General features: G+C 36.7%; 22 protein-coding genes and 2 tRNA genes. All 24 read right to left on the reverse strand.

The genetic code is table 11. The features are described 5' to 3' along the window. Positions 1 to 420: 420 nt before the first annotated feature. The gene (gene lysS / locus AC22L0_RS28510) at positions 421 to 1,920 is read right to left on the reverse strand and encodes a lysine--tRNA ligase (protein WP_000369667.1); all 1,500 of its coding nucleotides are present in this window, start codon (positions 1,918 to 1,920) and stop codon (positions 421 to 423) included. A 159-nt stretch (positions 1,921 to 2,079) separates the two neighbouring features. Then, complete coding sequence (dusB, locus tag AC22L0_RS28515) at positions 2,080 to 3,078, reverse strand: tRNA dihydrouridine synthase DusB (RefSeq protein WP_087964913.1); 999 nt, start codon at positions 3,076 to 3,078, stop codon at positions 2,080 to 2,082. Positions 3,079 to 3,101: 23 nt separating this feature from the next. Beyond that, a complete protein-coding gene (locus AC22L0_RS28520) occupies positions 3,102 to 3,305 on the reverse strand; it encodes a helix-turn-helix domain-containing protein (RefSeq protein ID WP_000387024.1) in 204 nt (67 codons plus the stop codon). Further along, entirely contained in the window at positions 3,257 to 3,772 is a 516-nt protein-coding gene (gene folK, locus AC22L0_RS28525) for a 2-amino-4-hydroxy-6-hydroxymethyldihydropteridine diphosphokinase (protein ID WP_001059447.1), read from the reverse strand. The genes AC22L0_RS28520 and folK overlap by 49 nt, the downstream gene beginning before the upstream one ends. Beyond that, positions 3,769 to 4,131 (reverse strand): dihydroneopterin aldolase, encoded by a 363-nt coding sequence (gene folB, locus AC22L0_RS28530; protein ID WP_000358062.1) that lies wholly within the window; start codon positions 4,129 to 4,131, stop codon positions 3,769 to 3,771. The genes folK and folB overlap by 4 nt, the downstream gene beginning before the upstream one ends. Continuing rightward, the gene (gene folP, locus AC22L0_RS28535) at positions 4,132 to 4,992 is read right to left on the reverse strand and encodes a dihydropteroate synthase (protein ID WP_002103948.1); all 861 of its coding nucleotides are present in this window, start codon (positions 4,990 to 4,992) and stop codon (positions 4,132 to 4,134) included. After that, on the reverse strand, positions 4,967 to 5,839 hold the full coding sequence (gene pabC, locus AC22L0_RS28540) for an aminodeoxychorismate lyase (RefSeq protein WP_000909872.1): 873 nt from the start codon (positions 5,837 to 5,839) through the stop codon (positions 4,967 to 4,969). Before pabC ends, folP begins: the two co-directional genes overlap by 26 nt. Beyond that, a complete protein-coding gene (pabA, locus tag AC22L0_RS28545; protein WP_000602296.1) occupies positions 5,833 to 6,420 on the reverse strand; it encodes an aminodeoxychorismate/anthranilate synthase component II in 588 nt (195 codons plus the stop codon). Before pabA ends, pabC begins: the two co-directional genes overlap by 7 nt. A 5-nt stretch (positions 6,421 to 6,425) precedes the next feature. Continuing rightward, entirely contained in the window at positions 6,426 to 7,823 is a 1,398-nt protein-coding gene (gene pabB / locus AC22L0_RS28550; protein ID WP_001189719.1) for an aminodeoxychorismate synthase component I, read from the reverse strand. A 222-nt stretch (positions 7,824 to 8,045) separates the two neighbouring features. Next, on the reverse strand, positions 8,046 to 8,969 hold the full coding sequence (gene cysK / locus AC22L0_RS28555) for a cysteine synthase A (RefSeq protein ID WP_001261719.1): 924 nt from the start codon (positions 8,967 to 8,969) through the stop codon (positions 8,046 to 8,048). A 113-nt stretch (positions 8,970 to 9,082) separates the two neighbouring features. After that, positions 9,083 to 9,958, reverse strand: a complete 876-nt coding sequence (hslO, locus tag AC22L0_RS28560) for a redox-regulated molecular chaperone HslO (protein WP_000656372.1) — start codon at positions 9,956 to 9,958, stop codon at positions 9,083 to 9,085. 6 nt (positions 9,959 to 9,964) lie between these two features. After that, positions 9,965 to 10,753, reverse strand: coding sequence for a type III pantothenate kinase (locus tag AC22L0_RS28565; RefSeq protein ID WP_000578368.1), 789 nt, complete (start codon positions 10,751 to 10,753; stop codon positions 9,965 to 9,967). A gap of 244 nt (positions 10,754 to 10,997) precedes the next feature. Further along, positions 10,998 to 12,899 carry an ATP-dependent zinc metalloprotease FtsH gene (gene ftsH, locus AC22L0_RS28570; protein WP_001079672.1) on the reverse strand — a complete coding sequence of 634 codons (1,902 nt, stop codon included), beginning with the start codon at positions 12,897 to 12,899 and terminating at the stop codon, positions 10,998 to 11,000. Between the two features lie 85 nt (positions 12,900 to 12,984). After that, positions 12,985 to 13,527 carry a hypoxanthine phosphoribosyltransferase gene (hpt, locus tag AC22L0_RS28575; RefSeq protein ID WP_000981844.1) on the reverse strand — a complete coding sequence of 181 codons (543 nt, stop codon included), beginning with the start codon at positions 13,525 to 13,527 and terminating at the stop codon, positions 12,985 to 12,987. After that, the gene (gene tilS, locus AC22L0_RS28580) at positions 13,524 to 14,954 is read right to left on the reverse strand and encodes a tRNA lysidine(34) synthetase TilS (protein WP_000655458.1); all 1,431 of its coding nucleotides are present in this window, start codon (positions 14,952 to 14,954) and stop codon (positions 13,524 to 13,526) included. The genes hpt and tilS overlap by 4 nt, the downstream gene beginning before the upstream one ends. 230 nt (positions 14,955 to 15,184) lie before the next feature. Beyond that, on the reverse strand, positions 15,185 to 17,656 hold the full coding sequence (spoIIE, locus tag AC22L0_RS28585) for a stage II sporulation protein E (protein WP_487272558.1): 2,472 nt from the start codon (positions 17,654 to 17,656) through the stop codon (positions 15,185 to 15,187). Between the two features lie 259 nt (positions 17,657 to 17,915). Then, positions 17,916 to 17,987: transfer RNA gene (locus tag AC22L0_RS28590), tRNA-Glu, on the reverse strand. A 13-nt stretch (positions 17,988 to 18,000) separates the two neighbouring features. Then, positions 18,001 to 18,074 (reverse strand) — tRNA-Met (locus AC22L0_RS28595). Positions 18,075 to 18,233: 159 nt separating this feature from the next. After that, complete coding sequence (locus AC22L0_RS28600; RefSeq protein WP_000021451.1) at positions 18,234 to 18,719, reverse strand: S1 domain-containing RNA-binding protein; 486 nt, start codon at positions 18,717 to 18,719, stop codon at positions 18,234 to 18,236. Positions 18,720 to 18,806: 87 nt separating this feature from the next. Further along, positions 18,807 to 19,166, reverse strand: a complete 360-nt coding sequence (gene divIC / locus AC22L0_RS28605; RefSeq protein ID WP_001208739.1) for a cell division protein DivIC — start codon at positions 19,164 to 19,166, stop codon at positions 18,807 to 18,809. After that, entirely contained in the window at positions 19,163 to 19,816 is a 654-nt protein-coding gene (gene yabQ / locus AC22L0_RS28610; RefSeq protein WP_000059777.1) for a spore cortex biosynthesis protein YabQ, read from the reverse strand. Before yabQ ends, divIC begins: the two co-directional genes overlap by 4 nt. Continuing rightward, a complete protein-coding gene (gene yabP / locus AC22L0_RS28615; protein ID WP_001059104.1) occupies positions 19,813 to 20,121 on the reverse strand; it encodes a sporulation protein YabP in 309 nt (102 codons plus the stop codon). The genes yabQ and yabP overlap by 4 nt, the downstream gene beginning before the upstream one ends. Before the next feature lie 58 nt (positions 20,122 to 20,179). Next, positions 20,180 to 20,455: an RNA-binding S4 domain-containing protein gene (locus tag AC22L0_RS28620; protein WP_001234876.1), complete on the reverse strand. Its 276-nt coding sequence runs from the start codon at positions 20,453 to 20,455 to the stop codon at positions 20,180 to 20,182. Between the two features lie 14 nt (positions 20,456 to 20,469). Further along, on the reverse strand, positions 20,470 to 21,930 hold the full coding sequence (gene yabN / locus AC22L0_RS28625; RefSeq protein WP_000014241.1) for a bifunctional methyltransferase/pyrophosphohydrolase YabN: 1,461 nt from the start codon (positions 21,928 to 21,930) through the stop codon (positions 20,470 to 20,472). Positions 21,931 to 21,932: the final 2 nt, after the last annotated feature.

Genomic DNA, 21,932 nt, shown 5'->3' on the forward strand with positions numbered 1-21,932 from the left:
GGCACGCCGCCAGCGTTCATCCTGAGCCAGGATCAAACTCTCCAATAAAGTTAGTTTGTCTAGCATCTAAAATAAAAATTGACGTTTCACGTTGTTTGTTTCGTTCAGTTTTCAAAGAACTACTTTGTCGCTCAGAAGCGACTTTATCAATATAACATTTCGTTATATTTTCGTCAACAACTTTTTTTAATAAGTTGTTTTTCGTTTGTTTTGTTTGTTACCTTTCGTGGCAACGAATATAAATATACCAGTTTGATTATTAAAATGCAATAGTTTTTCTAATAAAATTTTTAACTTAGTAAAAAAGTATAAAAACAGCACATTTCTTCTATATAAATATAATTTCTCGCACTATCAAGATTTACTATACCCACGCAACTCATGCTCAAATAAAAAAAGCTTTGGAGAAATCTCCAAAGCTTAGTCTTGTTTATGGCGCATAGCAGGGAATAATAATACATCACGAATAGATGGTGCATTTGTTAATAACATAACTAGACGATCAATACCGATTCCTAATCCACCCGTAGGAGGCATACCGTACTCAAGAGCTTCAATATAATCGTCATCCATCATGTGAGCTTCGTCATTACCTTGTTCGCGCTCTTTTAATTGCGCTTCAAAACGTTCTTTTTGATCGATTGGATCATTTAACTCAGTGAATGCATTTGCATGTTCACGCGCAACGATAAATAATTCGAAACGATCTGTAAATCTTGGATCTTCATCATTCTTTTTCGCAAGCGGCGAGATTTCTACCGGATGACCGTAAATAAATGTTGGTTGGATTAATTTATCTTCTACTTTTTGTTCGAAGAATTCATTTATAATATGACCAACTTCCATTGTATCTTTAATTTCTACATTATGTTCTTTTGCAAGTTCACGCGCTTCTTCTATACTCATCGGATTCCAGAAATCAGCTCCAGAGTATTGCTTAATCGCATCTACCATATGAAGACGTGTCCATTCTGGTTCTAGATTAATTTCATAATCACCATACTGGATTGTTGTTGTACCCAGTACTTTTTTCGCGATATGAGCAACCATATCTTCTGTTAACTTCATAATATCTTTATAATCAGCGTATGCTTCATATAATTCAATCATCGTAAACTCAGGGTTATGACGAGTTGATACACCCTCATTACGGAATACACGGCCGATCTCATATACTTTTTCTAAACCACCCACAATAAGACGCTTTAAATGTAGCTCAATTGCGATACGCATATATAATTCCATATCTAACGCATTATGGTGTGTAGTGAAAGGACGCGCAGAAGCTCCACCTGCAATTGCATGCATCATAGGTGTTTCCACTTCAAGATAACCGTTGTCATCTAGGTATCTTCTCATCTCACGAATAATTTTACTACGAGTAACGAACGTTTCACGACTTTCCATACTTGTAATTAAGTCTAAGTAACGTTGACGGTAGCGTTGTTCAACATCTTTTAATCCATGGTATTTATCTGGTAATGGACGAAGAGATTTCGTTAATAGCGTAAAGCCTGTTGCTTTTACTGAAAGTTCTCCAACGTTTGTTTTGAACACTTTACCTTCAATACCTACTAAATCACCTAAATCTGCTGTTTTAAATAATTCGTACTCGTCATCTCCAACAGCATCTTTACGAACATAAATTTGAACTTGTCCATGTAAATCTTGAACATGTGCAAATCCAGCTTTCCCTTTTCCGCGTTTTGTCATAATACGACCAGCGATAGAAACAGCGATTTCCTTCTCCTCTAATTCCTCTTTAGAGAACTCTCCATATAGACTCACTAAGTCAGTTGTTGAATTTGTGCGTTCAAATCTTTTACCGAACGGGTCAATTCCTTGTTCACGTAAATTATGTAGCTTTTCACGACGAACAATCAATTGGTCGTTTAATTCTTCGTGGTTCATGTTATCCATGATATTGATATCACTCCAGCTCTATTTAATTTTACAATATATACAGTATAGCATTTTCTACTCAACTAGAAAAACTGCCAGCAACTAACTGGCAGCTCTTCTTTCTTTCACGTAATTATAGGAAGTGTATAGAAGAATGTCAATCTCCTATGTCCATTATTAACCAACGTAAATTGTTTGTTGTTTCGCTTCCACTTCTTCTACAAATGTACCTAACACATTCGCAAGGTCTTCCCGTGTGTTACAAGCATTAATACCATTACGTACACTCGCATTACCACGAACACCTTTTAAATACCAAACTGCATGTTTTCTCATCTCTCTTACAGCGACACTTTCATTCTTTAAGTCGATAAGACGATCTAGATGCAACATACATACATCAATTTTCTCGCGCACTGTTGGTTCCGGCATTAATTCACCTGTCTCCAAATACTTTACCGTACGATAAATCATCCACGGATCTCCAAGAGCAGCACGCCCAATCATAACACCATCTACACCGATTTCATCAAGCATACGCTTTGCATCTTGCGGCGTTGCGACATCACCATTTCCGATAACCGGGATATTTACAGATTGTTTTACTTGTTTAATAATATCCCAATCCGCTTTTCCTTCATACATTTGCACTCGTGTACGTCCGTGAACCGCCACAGCTTGGCCACCAGCACGCTCAACAGCCCTAGCATTTTCTATTGCGAAAATATGTTCTTCATCCCAACCGATACGCATTTTAACTGTAACCGGCTTTTCAACAGCATCTACAACCGCTGCTACTATTTCATATATTTTATTCGGGTCTAAAAGCCACCTTGCTCCAGCATCACATTTAACGATTTTCGGCACTGGACAACCCATATTAATATCAATTATGTCTGCTGTCGTATATTTATCTACATATTTCGCAGCATCTACAAGAGTTTCTTTCTCTCCACCAAAAATTTGTAAACTTAATGGCTTTTCTCTCTCGTCGATATATAACATATCTAATGTTCTTTTATTATTAAGTAATATTGCCTTATCACTTACCATTTCAGCACAAACTAATCCGGCACCAAATTCTTTTACTGTTAAACGGAATGCAGAGTTACACACTCCCGCCATCGGTGCTAGTACAACCGGATTTTTCATCTCGATATTTGCAATCTTTAACAATCAATCTACTCCTTCCTGTACAATCACTTTGGCATTAATTCCTCTATCGAAACATTTAATGCCTTAGCAACTTCTACTACAAAATCTTGAGAAGGCGATCTATTCCCTCTCTCAACCTCACCTAAAACAGATACAGATACCCCTAGTGCTTTAGCAAAACCTTCTTGTGTGTAACCTTTTAGCTTTCGAAAAGCACGAATGCGTCTTCCCCATTTTTCTGCTTCCATACCGTTACTCCCTCTCGCCTTTTCATTTCTTCTACTTGTGAACATGAAATGTTTTGTTTTATGTCTTGATTAATTTCTAACAACGGAACGATAACAAAAGCTCTTTCAAACATCCGCGGATGCGGAACAATAAGATTCTCTGCTTCAATATTCTCTTGATTATAAAGTAAAATGTCAAGGTCGATAGTCCTCGGCCCCCACCTAATTTCCCTTTTTCTTCCTAGGTCATTTTCTACTTTTTGTGTTACTTTCAATAATTCTTGTGGTGATAAATTGGTAGAAATTTTTATAACTAAATTTAAAAAGCAACTTTGGTCAGTATAGCCAACTGGCTCAGTTTCATATACAGATGAAATATCATCAACCTGAATATAAGGATTTTTATTTAAAAACTGAATCGCTTCGGTTAGATACGTATAACGCTCTCCAATATTTGACCCTAATGCAATGTAAGCTATATTGTTCATGGACGTTCTCTCGTAATTTCTACTGCTACAGCACGATAATGACCCGGTATCGGTGGATCCGGCTTAATTACCTTAATTGTACAGCGCGAAATACTTTCATATTGTTTTAATATATCTGCAGCAATATTTTCAGCGATACTCTCCACAAGCTTATACTTTCTATCCTCAACAACTTTTCTACATAATTCGAAAAGCTCGCCATAATTGACCGAATGCTCTAAGTCATCACTTTCCCCTGCACGCTTTAAATCCAACTCCACCGTTAAGTCAACTTTAAATCTCTGACCTAATTTATTCTCCTCTGGGAACACGCCATGATAACCATAAAACTCCATATCATGGATATAAATTTTATCCAATTACCTTACCCCCTTACCAATCATCGCATCCATCATTTTAGCCATACGCGCCATTTCTTTCACATCATGGACACGAACAAACTCACAGCCCTTTTCAATACCAAGACAAACAGTAGCTCCCGTTCCCTCAAGGCGTTCCTCTACTGGCAAATCTAATACGTGCCCAATAAAGGACTTTCTCGAAGTACCTAAGAGAACCGGATAACCTAGCACATTTAACTGTTCTAAATTACGCATCGCCTCTAAGTTCTGCTCAGGTGTTTTAGCAAAACCGATACCTGGATCTAAAATAATATTCTCATCTCGCACACCAGCATTTTTAGCAATTTTAATACTGTCATACAAATCAGCAATCATATCCGCCATTAAATTACGATAATTCATGTTATCGCGGTTATGCATTAAAATGATGGGTACATCGTAATGAGCTGCGACTTCAGCAATTTTCGGCTCCGCCTTCGCTCCCCAAATATCATTAATAATATGAGCACCAGCCTCAATTGCTTGCTTTGCAACTTCAGCTTTATATGTATCGATAGATATAGGCAATTTTACTTCTTTTGAAACTGCTTGAATCATCGGGACAACTCGCTTTATTTCTTCTTCTACTGATACTTTAGCAAAACCCGGGCGAGTAGATTCGCCACCAATATCAATAATATGAGCACCTTCACCTTGCATTTCTTTTGCGTGACGTACCGCAGCATCTACCTCGTTGTAACTCCCACCATCAGAAAACGAATCTGGTGTTACATTTAAAATCCCCATAATTAATGTCTTTTCATTTAAATTCAATGTATATTCGCCGCAGCGTAAATCATAATCCCACTTCAAACTACACATCTCCTCTTCGTAATTCATTTTTGCTCCATAATTTCTCTCTTTGCATTCCATAAAGGTACATTAAACTTTTTGTAACCACTCCTACTTTACCCGGAAAATCCTGCGCTTCTATACGATAAAGCGGAACAATTTCTTGAATGGAGTTTGTTACGAAGACTTCATCCGCTGAAAGTAGCTCATCTTTTGTAAAGAAACCTTCCTTTACTTCTATATTTAATTCTTCAGCACTCTTTATAATAAACGCACGAGTGATACCATTTAAAATCCCTGTCTCTAACGAAGGTGTATATAAAACATCACCTTTCACAAAAAATAGATTGGAAACAATACCCTCTGCAACATAACCTGCTTCAGTAAGAAAAATACCTTCCTTACTCACAACATTTCCAATTTCACGCTTCCCTAAAATATTATTTAAATAATGATGAGACTTCAGACGAAATGTTCCTTCCGGTGTATTTCGCACTTGTTTTAGAATAACACCTTCTTTTTCCACTACATCTCCTGGAGCTGTTAAAGGTTTTATAAAAACAATAACCGAAGGCTCTTCATACATTTCCGTTTGTAATCCTATTTCATCTATACCCGCTGATACATTAAAACGTACATATGCATGCTTCAATTCATTCTTAGCGAGTAAATCTTTCAAAATAAGCATCACGTCATTTTTTGTCATTGTCCATTTAATTTGCAATGTATCCAGCGCTTCTATTAAACGGTCATAATGATCATCCAATAAGAAAGGATGACCATTATAAATACGAAACGTTTCAAAAACTCCAAGACCATATAAATAACCATGATCATAAGGAGAAATTTTCGCTTCACTTGCTTCTACATACTGACCATTTACGTAAATTAACATAACGTTGCACTTGGACTGTATTTACAAATGAAATTCTGTAACAACTCTTTCCCATGAGAAGTCATAATAGATTCCGGATGGAATTGCACACCCTCTATCGGCAATGTCTTATGACGAAGTGCCATAATTTCTCCTTCCTCTGTCCAAGATGTTACCTCTAAGCAATCGGGTAACGTCTCTTTCTTAACAATAAGGGAATGATAGCGCGTCGCAGTAAACGGATTAGGAATATCCGAAAAAATCGTCTTTCCATCATGATGCATAAGCGACGTTTTCCCATGCATTAATCGTTCTGCACGGACAACCTCTCCACCAAACACTTGTGCAATGGATTGATGCCCTAGACAAACTCCAAAAATCGGAATCTTTCCAGCAAAGTATTTAATAACTTCCATACTAATCCCCGCTTCATTAGGACTACATGGACCTGGAGAAATCATTAGAAAATCTGGTTTCATATTCTCAATATCTGAAATGGTCACTTCATCGTTACGTTTAACAACGAGCTCTTGTCCAAGTTCTCCAAGAAACTGCACTAAATTAAATGTAAAAGAATCATAATTATCAATCATTAATATCATTTCTCTCACCTAACCGTTTCTTCGCTACGTTCTTTTGCACGCCATAAAGCAATCGCCTTTTTTAACGACTCTTTATATTCATTTTCTGGATTTGAATCAATTACAATTCCCGCCCCTGCTTGTACATGAGCTTTTCCATCTTTAGCAAGAAGCGTTCTAATTACAATATTCAATTCTGTATCTCCAGAATAACCAATCCAACCGATTGAACCTGTATAAATCCCTCTTCGAACAGGTTCTAATTCCTCAATAATTTCCATCGTACGTATTTTCGGGGCACCAGTAATTGTTCCCCCAGGGAATACAGCCTTCACTAAATCAAAAGCATCTTTATCTTCTTCCACCTCACCACGCACATTAGAAACAATATGCATAACATGTGAGTATTTCTCAATTACCATAAATTCATCTACTTCTACAGTGCCATATTTACAAACACGTCCTAAATCATTTCTTTCTAAATCCACAAGCATTACATGCTCTGCTCTTTCTTTTTCGTTCTCAATTAATTCTCTTGCTAATTCTTCATCCTCTTGCTCATCCGCGCCTCTAGATCTCGTTCCAGCAATTGGTCTTGTACTTACTTCAGTTCCTTGTTTCTTAATTAACAACTCTGGCGATCCACTAACAATTTGAAAATCCCCAAGCTCCAGGTAACCCATATATGGAGATGGATTAATTTCACGAAGACTTGTATAAATTTCTAGTGGGTGTGTCTGTAACGTTCTTTCTTGTCTCGTCGACAAGTTTACTTGGAACACATCACCCGCCCCAATATATTCTTGAATACATTCAACTGCCTTCATAAAGCCGGCTTCAGTAAAAGCAACTGCTTCACTTTTCTTTTCAGGACTTTCAAAGGGCACAGTCACTTCAGGCGCTTCTGTCATCCAAAGACTCTTCCACTCATTTAGCCGTTCTTTTGCCTCTTCATATTTATCTACATAATGCGTAATAACCCATAACACTTGTTCTTTTTGATCATAGACAAATACGTCATCAAATAATAAAAAGAAGATGTCAGGTATATTAATATCATCTTCCGCAAGAGAAGGCAGCTTTTCAATATAACGGATACAGTCATAACTGAAATAGCCAATTGCACCACCTTGAAAAGGCGGATACTCTGGGTTATAGTCCGTCTTCCATTGTTCCATATATTCTTGCATTAAATCTAACGGATTCCCTCGTTTTATTGTTTCCTTACCACTTTCACTTATATGTAACGTTTCATCCTTCCCTCGGATTACCGCTACTGGGTTCAGCCCTACAATGTTATAACGACCGCCACGGCCGCTTTCTAACAAAATATGTTGCGATTTACCCTGAGAAAGAAATTTATATTGCTTAAAGAAATCTAACTGATATGGAATAGAAAGCGCTAAAGATTTTCTTCGTTGCATATCAACACCCCGTCTTCTTTTATCCCACCTTCTTAGATTAACCAGCTCAAACTACATAAGTTATTTATATAGAGATTGATTATACTCGAAGGCTAGTGAAAATAATTTAATTATACTACCTCTTATTTTACATGAAGTTTTCTAGTCATTCACTCTTTTCCTATTTCCAATCCCAAAAGAAAAAGCACCCTTTTTCAAGGATGCTTTTTCAATCGCGTTTAATTATGATTCAAATTGATAAAGTGGTGTACTTAAATAACGTTCACCGTTACTCGGGATAATAACAAGTACCTTTTTCCCTTTACCTAACTTTTTCGCAACTTCTGTTGCTGCATAAATAACTGCGCCTGAAGAGATACCAACTAAAATACCTTCCTCTTTAGCCACTCTTCTCGCATATTCAAATGCTTGCTCTGTTTTCACTTGAATAATTTCATCATATACTTCTACATCCAACGTCTCCGGAACAAATCCCGCCCCAATTCCTTGGATTTTATGTGGACCTGGTTTCCCACCAGATAATACTGGTGAATCTGCAGGTTCTACTGCATAAATTTTAATATCTTTATACGCTTCCTTCAGTACTTCACCAGCACCAGTAATCGTTCCACCTGTACCAATACCTGCAATAAACGCATCTAATTGGTCACCCATTTGTTCAATAATTTCTGGACCTGTTGTTAAACGGTGAATTTCTGGATTCGATTGGTTTTTGAACTGTTGTGGTATAAAGTAGCCATGCTCTTTTGCTAATTCAGTCGCTTTACGAATTGCTCCACCCATTCCTTCAGGCCCTGGAGTCAATACTAATTCCGCACCGTAAGCACGTAATAAATTACGACGCTCAATACTCATTGTTTCTGGCATTACTAAGATTGCATTATATCCTTTAGCAGCCGCTACCATCGCTAAACCAATTCCTGTGTTACCACTTGTCGGCTCAATGATTGTATCGCCCTCTTTTAATAATCCATTTTTTTCAGCATCTTCAATCATAGCTAATGCGATACGATCTTTAACGCTACTCCCCGGATTCATAAATTCTAATTTTAAGTATATATCTGCGCTGTCTGATTCTACGATGCGGTTCAACTTAACGATCGGCGTTTTCCCGATTAATTCTGAAACTGATTGTGCCACTCGCATTCCTGTCACTCCTAACACCGAGTATTTTTATTGGTTTTATCTATATTTAGATTTTGTCAGAAAATTCCCTGTTTGTCAATTCATTTGGAGGATTGCTCCTCTTAATTCCCTTATTACAAATTCTCGATTAAATTTGTAATATCTTCTTTAGAGAACTTGTATCGTTCATTACAGAAATGACAGTGAACTTCTGTCTCTTCCTCTTCTTCACGAACTTGCTCTAACTCTGTTTTACCTAAACTAATTAATACACTCTCAATACGCTCGCGTGAGCATGTGCAATTAAATTGAACATCCATTGTTTCTAATACTTTTACTTTATCTTCTCCAAGAACTGCATATAGTAGCTCTTCCGGAGAAAGTCCTTGTTCAATCAACGTTGATACAGGTGGAATCTTTTGTAAACGGTCTTCAATAAATGAAATCGTTTCATCTTGCGCACCCGGCATAATTTGAAGGATGAATCCACCTGCCGCTAATATGCTATCATCTCCATTTACAAGAACACCAACACCTACAGAAGAAGGCGTTTGTTCAGAAACTGCAAAATAATACGTAAAGTCTTCTCCTAATTCTCCTGAAACGATTGGAGATTGACCAATAAACGGCTCACGCATTCCAATATCTTTAATTACAGTTACAAACCCCTCTGTACCTACCGCTTGATATACACGTAACTTCCCTTGTTCTGTTCCTTCAAAATCAACATGCGGATTCGTTACATAACCACGTACATCTCCATTTGCATGAGCATCTACTAAGATAGGACCAATCGGACCGTTACCTTCTACCTTAATCGTTAACTTTTGCTCACCTTTTAACATTGCGCCCATCATTGTACCCGCAGTTAAAGAACGCCCTAGTGCCGCTGAAGCTGTTCTCCATGTATCATGACGTCTTTGCGCCTCACTTACTGTATTTGTTGTACGTACACTATACGCACGCACTTCTCCATCAAACGCTAACGCTTTTACTAAATAATCTTTCATACGTATTTATTCACCTTTCTCATGCTGTAAATTTGCATTACGTTCATATAACATGTATAAACCTTTTAACGTTAAAAATGGATCTACAATATCAATTACATTCGATTCTTCGGAAATTAATTTTGCTAATCCACCTGTTGCAATAACTTTAGGTTCTTGTCTAGCTTCTTCTTTCATACGCTTAACAATACCTTCCACTTGTCCAACATAACCATAAAGAATACCCGATTGCATCGCACTTACTGTATTTTTCCCAACTACACTGCTTGGTTTTGTAATTTCGATACGAGGAAGTTTTGCTGCTCTGCTATATAAAGCCTCTGCTGAAATCATAATTCCTGGCGTAATAACTCCACCCATATAATGCTTTTCTTCGTTAATATAACAATATGTAGTAGCCGTACCAAAATCAACAATAATAAGCGGACTTCCATATAAGTGGATTCCTGCTACTGCATTTACAATTCGGTCTGCGCCTACTTCACGCGGATTTTCATATTTAATATTTAGCCCCGTTTTTATCCCAGGCCCTACTACAAGCGGTTTAATTTTAAAATATTTTTCACACATGCGCTCTAAAGCAAACATAATTGGTGGTACGACTGAAGACACAATAATACCTTTCACATCTTCAAACGAAAGACCTTCATGCTCAAGCAATTGCTTTACAAGCATTCCATATTCATCTTCTGTCTTATGACGATCTGTTTCCATGCGCCAATGCTGACGAAGTTCCCCCTCTTCAAACACACCTAGTACAGCATTTGTGTTCCCTACATCCAATACAAAAATCATATTCTCACCACTTATCTTATTTAATCTATATTTGTGCAGTATGTATAAAACTTATAAAAACATCATATCACACATACTTATATAATCAGCTTTCCTATCCTCATCATTTTACAAAAAGATTGCTCTCTATTTCAATTTTTAATACTAGTTTTACTTAAATTACTTTATCCACTAAGTTCTCAATAGTAATTAACAAAGGTTTTAACAAACAAAAAAGGAGTGACGATAGTCACTCCTTCGTTTCTTACTTATCTTCTTTATCTTCATCGTCTTTCTTCATGTTGATGTTTACTTTCACATCATCTGAAGATGTTGGACGTTCTGGCAATCTGCCGTAATCACATAAATGATTGATTTGCTCAGCATCTAACGTTTCTACTTCAAGTAACGTTTTTGCAATAAGATCTAGCTTATCACGATTTTCAGTAAGAATGTCTTTTGCACGAGCATAACATTCTTTCATAATCGTTTGCATTTCTACATCGATATCGTGTGCAATTGCATCACTGTAGTTTTGCTCTGAATGGAAGTCTCTTCCTAAGAACACTTGACCACCTTGCGAACTACCAAATTGCATTGGTCCAAGCTTATCACTCATACCGAATTCTGTAACCATACGTCTTGCAATGCCCGTCGCACGTTGGAAGTCGTTGTGAGCACCTGTACTCACTTCACCAAATACAATCTCCTCAGCTACTCGACCACCAAGTAAACCAGTGATTTTATCAAGTAACTCTGGCTTTGTCATGAAGTAACGATCTTCTTTCGGAAGCATTACTGCATATCCACCAGCTTGACCACGAGGGACAATTGTTACTTTATGAACGACATCAGCTTCATCAAGAACAACACCAATTACAGTATGACCCGCTTCATGGAAAGCAACGATATTACGTTCTTTTTCAGAGATAACACGACTTTTCTTAGCCGGACCTGCAATAACGCGATCCGTTGCTTCATCAATGTCACTCATATCAATTTTCTTCTTATCTTGACGCGCAGCTACTAAAGCAGCTTCGTTTAATAAGTTTTCAAGATCAGCACCAGAGAATCCTGGCGTACGAGTTGCAATTGCTCTTAAGTTGATATTCTCATCAAGCGGTTTATTACGAGCATGCACCTTCAGTACAGCTTCACGGCCATTTACATCTGGCCGATCTACTGTAATTTGACGGTCAAAACGACCTGGACGTAATAATGCTGGATCAAGAATATCAGGACGGTTTGTCGCAGCGATGATAATAATACCTTCGTTTGCACCGAATCCATCCATTTCAACAAGTAATTGGTTCAACGTTTGCTCACGCTCATCATGGCCACCACCAAGACCTGCGCCACGTTGACGCCCTACTGCATCAATTTCATCAATGAAAATGATACAAGGAGCATTTTTCTTTGCATTTTCAAATAAATCACGTACACGTGATGCACCGACACCCACAAACATCTCTACGAAGTCAGAACCACTGATAGAGAAGAATGGAACGCCAGCCTCACCTGCAACAGCACGTGCTAATAAAGTTTTACCTGTACCTGGAGGTCCAACTAATAGGACACCCTTTGGAATACGAGCACCAACTTCAGAGAACTTACGAGGGTCTTTCAAGAATTCAACTACCTCAACAAGTTCTTGTTTCTCTTCATCCGCACCAGCAACATCTCTGAAACGAACTTTTTTCTTTTCATCATTATATAACTTCGCCTTACTTTTCCCGAAGTTCATAACACGGCTACCGCCGCCTTGAGCTTGGTTTAATAAGAAGAAGAATAAAATGAAGATGATGACAAATGGAATGATTGAAGTAAAGAATGTTACCCAGGCACTTGTTTCTTCTGCTGGTTGATACTTAACTTCGGCACCTTTCGCTTTATCATTAATTTTCTTTTGTAATTCCTCAGTATTTGGTGCATAAGTAACAAATTGTTCTCCTTGGCTAGAGTTATTGAATTGTCCTTTTACCTCAAATACACCATTTTTCGGTTGAAGTTGCACATTACGCACTTCACCGCTTTCTAGTTTAGTAATGAATTTGTCGTAGCTAACTGATGTCGTTTTTTGTGTCGAACCATTAAAATAGCTCACGATTCCAATTACTACTAAGAATATCAGTAAATAAAAGATGGTATTACGGAAGATACGATTCATTCCTAACCTCCTCTCACGGCATAAACACTATAGTAAATCGTAACATAGAAAAACTTTCCTATACAATTGTGAAGCCTATATTTAATTAATTTGAGTAAACGCTTGGTTTTAATACGCCTACATAAGGAAGATTACGGTACTGCTCTTTATAATCTAATCCATATCCTACTACAAATTCATGTGGAACAGTAAATCCAACATAATCCGCTTTCAGATCAACCTTACGGCCTGTTGGCTTATCTAATAATGTAACAATTTTTACAGACTTCGCTTTACGATATTTGAATAAGTCTACTAAGTAGCTTAGTGTAAGACCACTATCAATAATATCTTCGACGATTAAAATATCGCGACCTTCTACAGAAGTATCAAGATCTTTTAAAATTTTCACTTCGCCTGTTGAAACTGTAGAGTGACCGTAACTAGATACAGCCATAAAATCCATTTCAAGATATGTATCTGTTCTCTTTAATAAATCTGCCATGAATGGCATTGCGCCTTTTAATACACCAATCGCAAGAGGTACTGTGTTTTTATAATCCTCTGCAACAATTGCACCTAGTTCGCGCACCTTTTCTTGTATTTGCTCTTCAGAAATTAATACTTTTTCGATATCTTGATTCATCATTTCATTATCCTCCCGGAAGACTCCTTGCTTTTGTAGTGAATAATCATATATTTATCCTTCTTTGCCATCTCTTTCGAAATTGCAAATGCAGACCGCTTCAACAAGGGTACCCAAATAATGGTCCCACTTGCATCACAAACGACCGGCCATTCTTCTCTTTTTTCTTTCGGTACTTTTGCTTCGATAAAAATAGCTTTTATCTTTTTCGTGCCATTCATACCTTGTATTGACATGCGATCTCCATTTTCCCTAGAACGAATACGAAGTGGATATGATATATCATTATACTTAGCAACAAATACTGTTTCATTCATGTTACTTGGTATATCTTCGCTCACCTCTGTTACAAATTCATCCCCGTTCAATAGCGTAATGGTCCCGGGTACTGATAAATCTTGTAAAAAAGGAGAAACAATTTCTTGTTTAAATCTAAAGCTACACTCCTCGTATGTACGAACAATTTTCAAATCACCTGGAAAATCAAGTGAACCTGAAGGTTGTGTCCGCTTAAAAAACTCAATCACCTTGTCAATATGTATGGAAGAAAGAGAAGATGGAATCTTATATTCATAAAGATAGTTTAATATTAGTTGAATCCCTCTTCTTTGTAAAGGCATAGACATGGATTCAAAGGCAGGAATTGATAAGCTAATTTGTTTATCACTTTTTTTTGTAATTACTTTATTCATTTTCTCAAAAGCTAATTCCTGCAAATAAGCCTCATCCTCTTGCATCTGCACGCTAAATTTTTGGAATTTCTCATGCACTTGTGGATTTTCTTCTTTCAAATGAGGAAGGACATATTTACGTAATCGATTCCTTGTATATACTTCCTTTTTATTACTCGGATCTATACGTGGCATTAAATTTAGCTTATTACAGTAATCAACAATTTCTTCCTTCGTTACCCCAAGTAACGGCCTAATTAAATACCCATTATGAAAAGGACGCTTCACTGCAATTCCTGCATATCCTTTCGGAGTACTCCCTCTTACAAGACGCATTAAAATTGTCTCGACTTGATCATCTCCATGATGTCCAAGAGCAACATATCTTGCATCATATTTCTTCATTATTCTTTCCAAAAATGCATATCTGCATTCTCTAGCAGCAACCTGTGCATTCATTCCGTATTGCTGTTGATATTGTGATACATTAATCCTTATCGTTTCACAAATAATTCCCAGTTCTTCACAAAGGCCCTGCACAAACCGTAAATCCTCATGAGATTCATCACCTCTAAACATATGATCCACATGAGCTACTACAATTTCCAACTGTTTTTCCGCTCTTTTTTCTAATAAATAATATAAAAGCGCTAACGAGTCAGGACCACCAGAAACTCCCACAACAATTGTTGAATCATTCTTTAATACATCATGCTGCTTTACAAAGTCATCTACTTTTTCAACAAATGTATCTTTCAACTTCGTAATCACCTTTCATTAAACAAGAACAGCAACGTTAGTTGCCTTGTCTACAATGGTACAACTTTTACAAACATTGTGCAAAAAAAAGATATACAAAAATTACATTTTTATCTTACATCCTCCGTGTATATTCACAAAATTAATAACATTACCTTTTTCCACAAAAAAACCTAGGTATTCACCTAGGTTTTTAAAATCAAATTATAGATAAACATTCCACTTACATTTTACTGCGCCTGCATTCCTACAATCGGAATCGTAGCCCACTTCGGCATATTTTTCTTCACTTTTGCCACTACAATAGTCATATCATCATTTATATAACCATCACAAGAGCGAATCACTTCTTCCATAATGATATCAGCAATTTCTTGCGGGTCTTCGGTTTGCAATTCTTTAATTTTTCGTTTCATCCACAATTCATGATTCTCCACATGCTGTGCTCCTTCAAAAATCCCATCGCTCATCATAATAAGAATATCGCCCGTTTTTAATTGTTCACCCACCACATCAACTTCAACATCTTCAATGATTCCCATCGGCAAATTACTTGCTTCAATTTTCAAAATATTATTTGCGCGTTTAACAAAACTCGGCGTTGATCCAATCTTTAAAAACCTTGCACTCGCATCCCGCAAATCTACCATAGCTAAATCTAACGTCGTAAACATCTCTTCTGTCGTTCTCAAAGAAAGAATTGAATTGATAGACTTAATTGCTATTTCTTCATCAATGCCCGATTGGAGTATTTTTTGTAATAATTTCACCGTTTCCTTACTTTCCATATGAGCCCTTTGCCCATTCCCCATACCATCACTAATTGCAAGTGCATATTTACCAACACTTAAATCCATCATCGCATAAGAGTCACCCGAAACAAATCCACCGCCTTTTGCAGCTGTAGCCAATCCTGTATCAAGAGAATACGTCTTCGCCGAACCAAATGATATTAAACTATGGCCATTTGGATAAGAAGACTTTTCTTCATGTTTAACGACAATATTTTCTTTAAGGATATCCGAAAGCATCGGTGCAACTAACTTTTCACATTCACCATGTTCATTAGATGCAACTGGAATTAACATTTCAATATCAATACTTCCTCTATCTAAACAATAAATATCAACATGCTCTACTTCGACACCAAAATCACGGAATGCTTGCATAATCTGTTCTTCCTGCACTTGATGATTTTCACGCTCTCGTTGTATCTCCTTAGCAAAATCCTCCATAACCTTTGATACACCTAATAGTTGCTCCGCTACTATTCTACGATTTTCCTTCATTTGTTTTCGTAATTTTTGTCCCTCATAGAAGTGATCTAATTCACCCGCTACTAAATCCGTCACTTTTTTCCCTCTCACACAATGCTTGTCCCACTCACGAACTAATTTACGATTATGTTGCAGGGTTCCTTCTTCCGTTTCATTCATTATTTGTTTCATATAATCGTACGTTTTATCAAAATTCACTACCCAGCATTGATCCTTTTTAAAGCATGTTTGACATGTTTTCGCAGTAATTGTACTCAAAAACAAATCTGCTTCTGTCTCTTTATCTTCTTCCTCTACATACCCATATACAGAAAAGCTATTAGATAAAGCAGCAAATACATTTGCAAATTGGTTGATTTTATTTGCTGTAACATCACGCATCCTTCTTAAATATTGTTGTTGGTCTTGCGAATGCTCTTGTGTACCTGGCATAAATTTAGCAATACGATCCAAAACAAGCTTCGGTGTTAATAAGAAGATAACAATCGCTACACCTGACTCAATTAAAGTTGTTACAATATTTGTCTGTTTGTCCACATATAATGTAATTAAGCTTGTCCCAATTAATAAACCTAAACTAACACCTAAACGCTTCCCTTCTTTTAACAATCCACCAAGCAATCCAGAGAAAGCAAGAAGGCTAAGCTGAGACAAGCTAGACACATTTGCTAAACTTAATATTAGTCCTGTTACAACCCCTACTGTGGATCCTGTGGCAGCACCTGCAATAAATGCAAATACTAGCACTAAATACCTTGTAAAAATATGTTGAATAGAAGCATCATATACAAACCAATCTGTTGTACCCGTTAAAACAGATGCTAGTAATATAATCAAACAAACAATTTCTTCCGTCTCTAATGCCTGTTGTTTTCCTTTCCTTTCCACTAAAAGCGGGACGCTTTGTAAAAATATCATAGTTAATACGAAACTAAGCCCAGCCTCAATGGTACTAACGAGTAAATCGTACATGGTGACAGTTTGTTGCGCAAAATATACAACAACTAAGTGTGCGGTTAATGCGGAGATAAATACTTGAAATGGAACAAGTCCAACAGTTTTACGTGTAAATCGACTAAAGAAGATATTATAAATGAAGAAGGTAAAGATAGATGCAAAGGTAAAAAACAAATTATCTATCGATACCGAAAGAGCTCCTCCCATTAGAGCTAAAAATGCTAGCGGCATCTTATCCCGCTTCATAACATAAACAGCAGCAAAAAATGGCAGTGCAAACGGTAAAATATTTGTTAATATATATGCTCGTCCCAAAAGAAAACCAATAACAACAATAATAAATCCCCATCTAAAGAAAACTTTCTCAAATTTCATTCGCAACTTACTCGTCCACTTTATTCCTCCAAGCTGACTCTCATTCATTGCCAATGCACTTGTATTCATAGTATTCCTTCCTGCTTTAGGCATATTTTTAACACCACCTGCATAGTTTAATTACTGTCATTATAAAAGATGATTGTTGGTTTTTTTGTCAAAACAACAGTTTTCACTTTTATAATCGTTCGACTTTTTATTCGAAATAACTCTACAGATATACACGGTATGTAAGTTATTTTTGAGATTTTAATTAAATATTCAGAAAATATAGGGTGATTTTGTAGAAGTGTTGTATATCTTAATTTATTTAACAAAAAAAGATCATGCAAATTTGCATGATCTTTTTAGATGACCCGTACGGGATTCGAACCCGTGTTACCGCCGTGAAAGGGCGGTGTCTTAACCACTTGACCAACGGGCCGTTAAATTAAATATAGCGGCGGAGGGGATCGAACCCCCGACCTCACGGGTATGAACCGTACGCTCTAGCCAGCTGAGCTACACCGCCATGTCGTCTTATTTAACGGACAATTAGTATCTTACATCAGATACTAATTAAAGTCAACACATCTCAAAAACTTTTTTAAAAATATTTTTAACATATAAAAAAGCACCCTGAGCCATCACTCTGGGTACCTCTCTATATGTTAAAAACTAAACGTCCTTATTATCCGCGACGCGCGCCACGGCCACCACGTTTAGACTCTGTGTTACGCTTTAAAGAAGTTAAACGATCTTCGCTATCTTTTAAGAAGCGTGCCATCTTTTGCTCAAATGTTTCTTTCGGAGCTCGGTCGTTACCGCCACCGCGATTATCTCTGTTGAAAGAGCGATTATTACGTTGTGGACGTCCAGAACGTTGTTGATCACCACCGCGTTGGTATTCACCGCGTGGACGATCTCCTTCTGTTTTTTCACGTTCTTTCGCTTTTTTGATAGATAAACCAATCTTTCCATCTTTTTCAACATTAATAACTTTTACTTCTACTTGGTCGCCCACTTTTAAGTGATCGTTAATATCTTTTACATAGTTATCAGCAACTTCACTAATATGAACAAGACCCGTTAAGCCCTCTGGCAGCTCCACAAAAGCCCCAAAATTTGTAATACCTGTTACTTTACCCTGTAACTTGCTGCCTACCTCGATTGACATAAAAAAAATGCTCCTCCTTAGTGGTTAAAAAGTCAAATTTTACTTTATTATATATAATCCTAAAATATAGTGTCAATAAGACATACTCTACTTAGAAACAGGAAAAATTATCTCCCCTTTACCAGAGAAGAAATAATCCCTTCTAGCAATCTTTAATACGTACTCTTCATCATTTAACTTTTGAACTTCGTCTTTTAGACTTTTTTCTTTATTCGTTAATGAATCCAGTTCTTTTTTCATGTCCTTAACTTTTGCTTCTTTTGCTTTAATGGAACTGTTTTGTTGATAAAACGTTACACTAATACTCGCAATAATTGTAAAAGTAAAGACAAGAAAAACCGCTAAACGGCGATAAAGTCGCTTCCTGTTCTCATCCGTTTGTATTATATGCTCTTTAACAGGATTTGGACTCTGTTTTTCGATTGTTCTTTGTCTCAGTTCCCTCATTTCCGAGGTCCCCCTAACTTCTTTTTTATATGCTCCCATAGTTGGAAGATATGTCCCTTCAATTTTGCTATATATTGCAGGAACCCTATATGTTTCACTATAAAAAGTTTAACACGATTAGGGAGAAGTTTCCATATGAGCGAAGCAATAAATCGAACAGGCCAGAAAAAAACTTTCCATATGAAAAGTAATATCCAAATCACCATTTTCCATAACACATGTCCAATTGAAAGCAGTATACGAAATAAGAATAATATAAATGCAATAAATAGCTGCGCTATAATAATAACAGGTTTTATCATGAGTAGCTGTATAATTCGAACAAAAAAATATGTTGTTTGCATAAAAATATAGATGAGAAAATTTAACAGCTTCATGTATAGTGCCTTCAGTAAGCTTTGATATGCCGCAAAACCACATAATAATGCCAAAAACACATATATACGTAGCTCAGCTTCATTTACGAGAAGCAATACATAAAAGACGGATAATGCTTGGACAATCCAAAATAATATATCATGTATAAATACAAGCCAACGTTTACGTTCTTGGCGCTTTAAAAAACGTTGATATGTATCTAAAGACGCTCCAATCCAAGCACCCATTCCAATCATTGAAAGCATTGTATACAACTGAATTGTTAAGCTCATTTAAACAACTTACTAAAGAAACCTTTAGTTTTTTCCCCTTGATTTTCATCAATATACAGCATCTCATTAACTTTCCCTTTAATCGACACAATACCTTTTTCCACATCTAAATTTTTCATTTGTAAATTTTGACCACGAATTGTTAAAAAACCCATTACGGTCTCTAGTAAAAACTCTTCGCTATCAAAACTCTCTACCTGCTTCACACCGGTAATATCAATTATACGCCTGCCACGCATAATAATGTCATGCTCTACAGAAACATTTTGTTGATTAGAAGACGTAGGTGAGTAACCATTATTCACGTAAATCCCCCCATAGGTTTTTACTAGCTAATAGTAATGTATGAGGGGATAAATGATTTTAGAACAAGCCTTCTTCCGCTTTTACTTTTTCTTCACGAACTAAGCTATACATATTTGCTGCATCTTCTTTTTTAGTTGTTTCTTTTAATTCATTTATTTTCACAGTCACTATTTTTTGACCAAAACGAATTGTTAATTCGTCAGCTACTTTCACATCAGAACTTGCTTTTGCCACTTGACCATTAATAGATATTCTTCCTTGATCAGCTACTTCTTTCGCTAATGTTCTTCTTTTAATTAAACGTGATACTTTTAAAAACTTATCTAGACGCATATCAAATCCCCCTATTAGCGCTCTGTCTGTTTCGCTTCTTCCCATAAAACATCTAACTGTTCTAATGATAAATCTTTCATCTCTTTATTCATTTCAGCTACTTTTGCCTCCATGTATAAAAAACGACCAGTAAATTTCTCATTAGTTGAACGTAACGCCTCTTCTGGATCTATTTTGTAATGACGAGCTATATTAACAAATGCAAATAGTAAATCACCAAACTCACCCAGCATCTTTTTCTCATCCATATTTGTAACCTCTTGTTGGAACTCTTGCCATTCTTCCAAAGCTTTCTCTATCATCGGTTGCACATCAACCCAATCAAATCCAACCTTACCAGCTTTCTTCTGAATTTCATAGGCGCGTAGTAACTGCGGCAAACTTTTGGGAACGCCATTTAAAACAGATTCTTTCACGAATCCTTTTTCTTGTTTTTTAATTTCTTCCCAATTTGCAATCACTTCATCAGCGCTGTTTACATCCGTATTTCCAAACACATGCGGATGGCGACGAACCATTTTCTCAGATAGAGTTCGAATGATATCATCTATAGAGAACCAACCTTCATCTTCTCCGATTTGAGCATGAAGCATAACTTGTAATAATATATCACCTAATTCTTCTACTAAGTGATCATCATCCTCTTCATCGATTGCTTCCAACACTTCATAAGCTTCCTCAATTAAATATTTCTTTAATGATTGATGTGTTTGCTTTTTATCCCACGGACAACCATTTGGACCACGAAGTTCCGCAATAATTTCTCTAAGAACATCAAACTGTTGATACAAGGACGCACGCTCCTGAACTGGCGGCACGTACACACTCGTTAAATTATTCAATTCCGTTTCATGATCTAACATGTACAACGGTACCTTCTTTACTTGTTCAAATGAAGTTCCTGCAGCTGTTACGATATACACTTCATAATCATCTGGTAACATCTCCATTAATGTTAATTTTACATCAGATGCAACGAATGCATCATATACTTGGCAAAAGATTAAATGTTGACGCAGTTCTAATTGCCCTCTTTCAAATGATGTAGCATCAAGTAATTGGAATCCTTCAATCGGATCAATCTTTAGACTTGCAAACATAGGATCAAGGAAACTTTGTCCCCCCTCAATTCGCACTTCAACATTTGAAACTTCTCCTTTTTCCAACAGTAGCTGAACTGTTCTTTCTGCTACAAGTGGATGCCCGGGAACAGCATAGATAATTTCTGTACCTTCAGCTTGTTCTAGCAATTTATTCGCAATTGTTTCATATACAATTTCAAACGTATCATGTGCTTCATATACAGCATCAAAAGACGTATATTGTACGCCTTCTTTCTCCAATTCTTCTATAACTGGATGTTCTTTCGTTCTAACAAACAGATGGTCTGCTTCTTTTATTTTTCGATATACACCCATCGTTAGCTGATCTAATTCACCAGCTCCTAAACCTAAAATAGTAATGATTCCACTCACAA

It is taken from the genome of Bacillus sp. LQ01 (genome assembly GCF_057624735.1).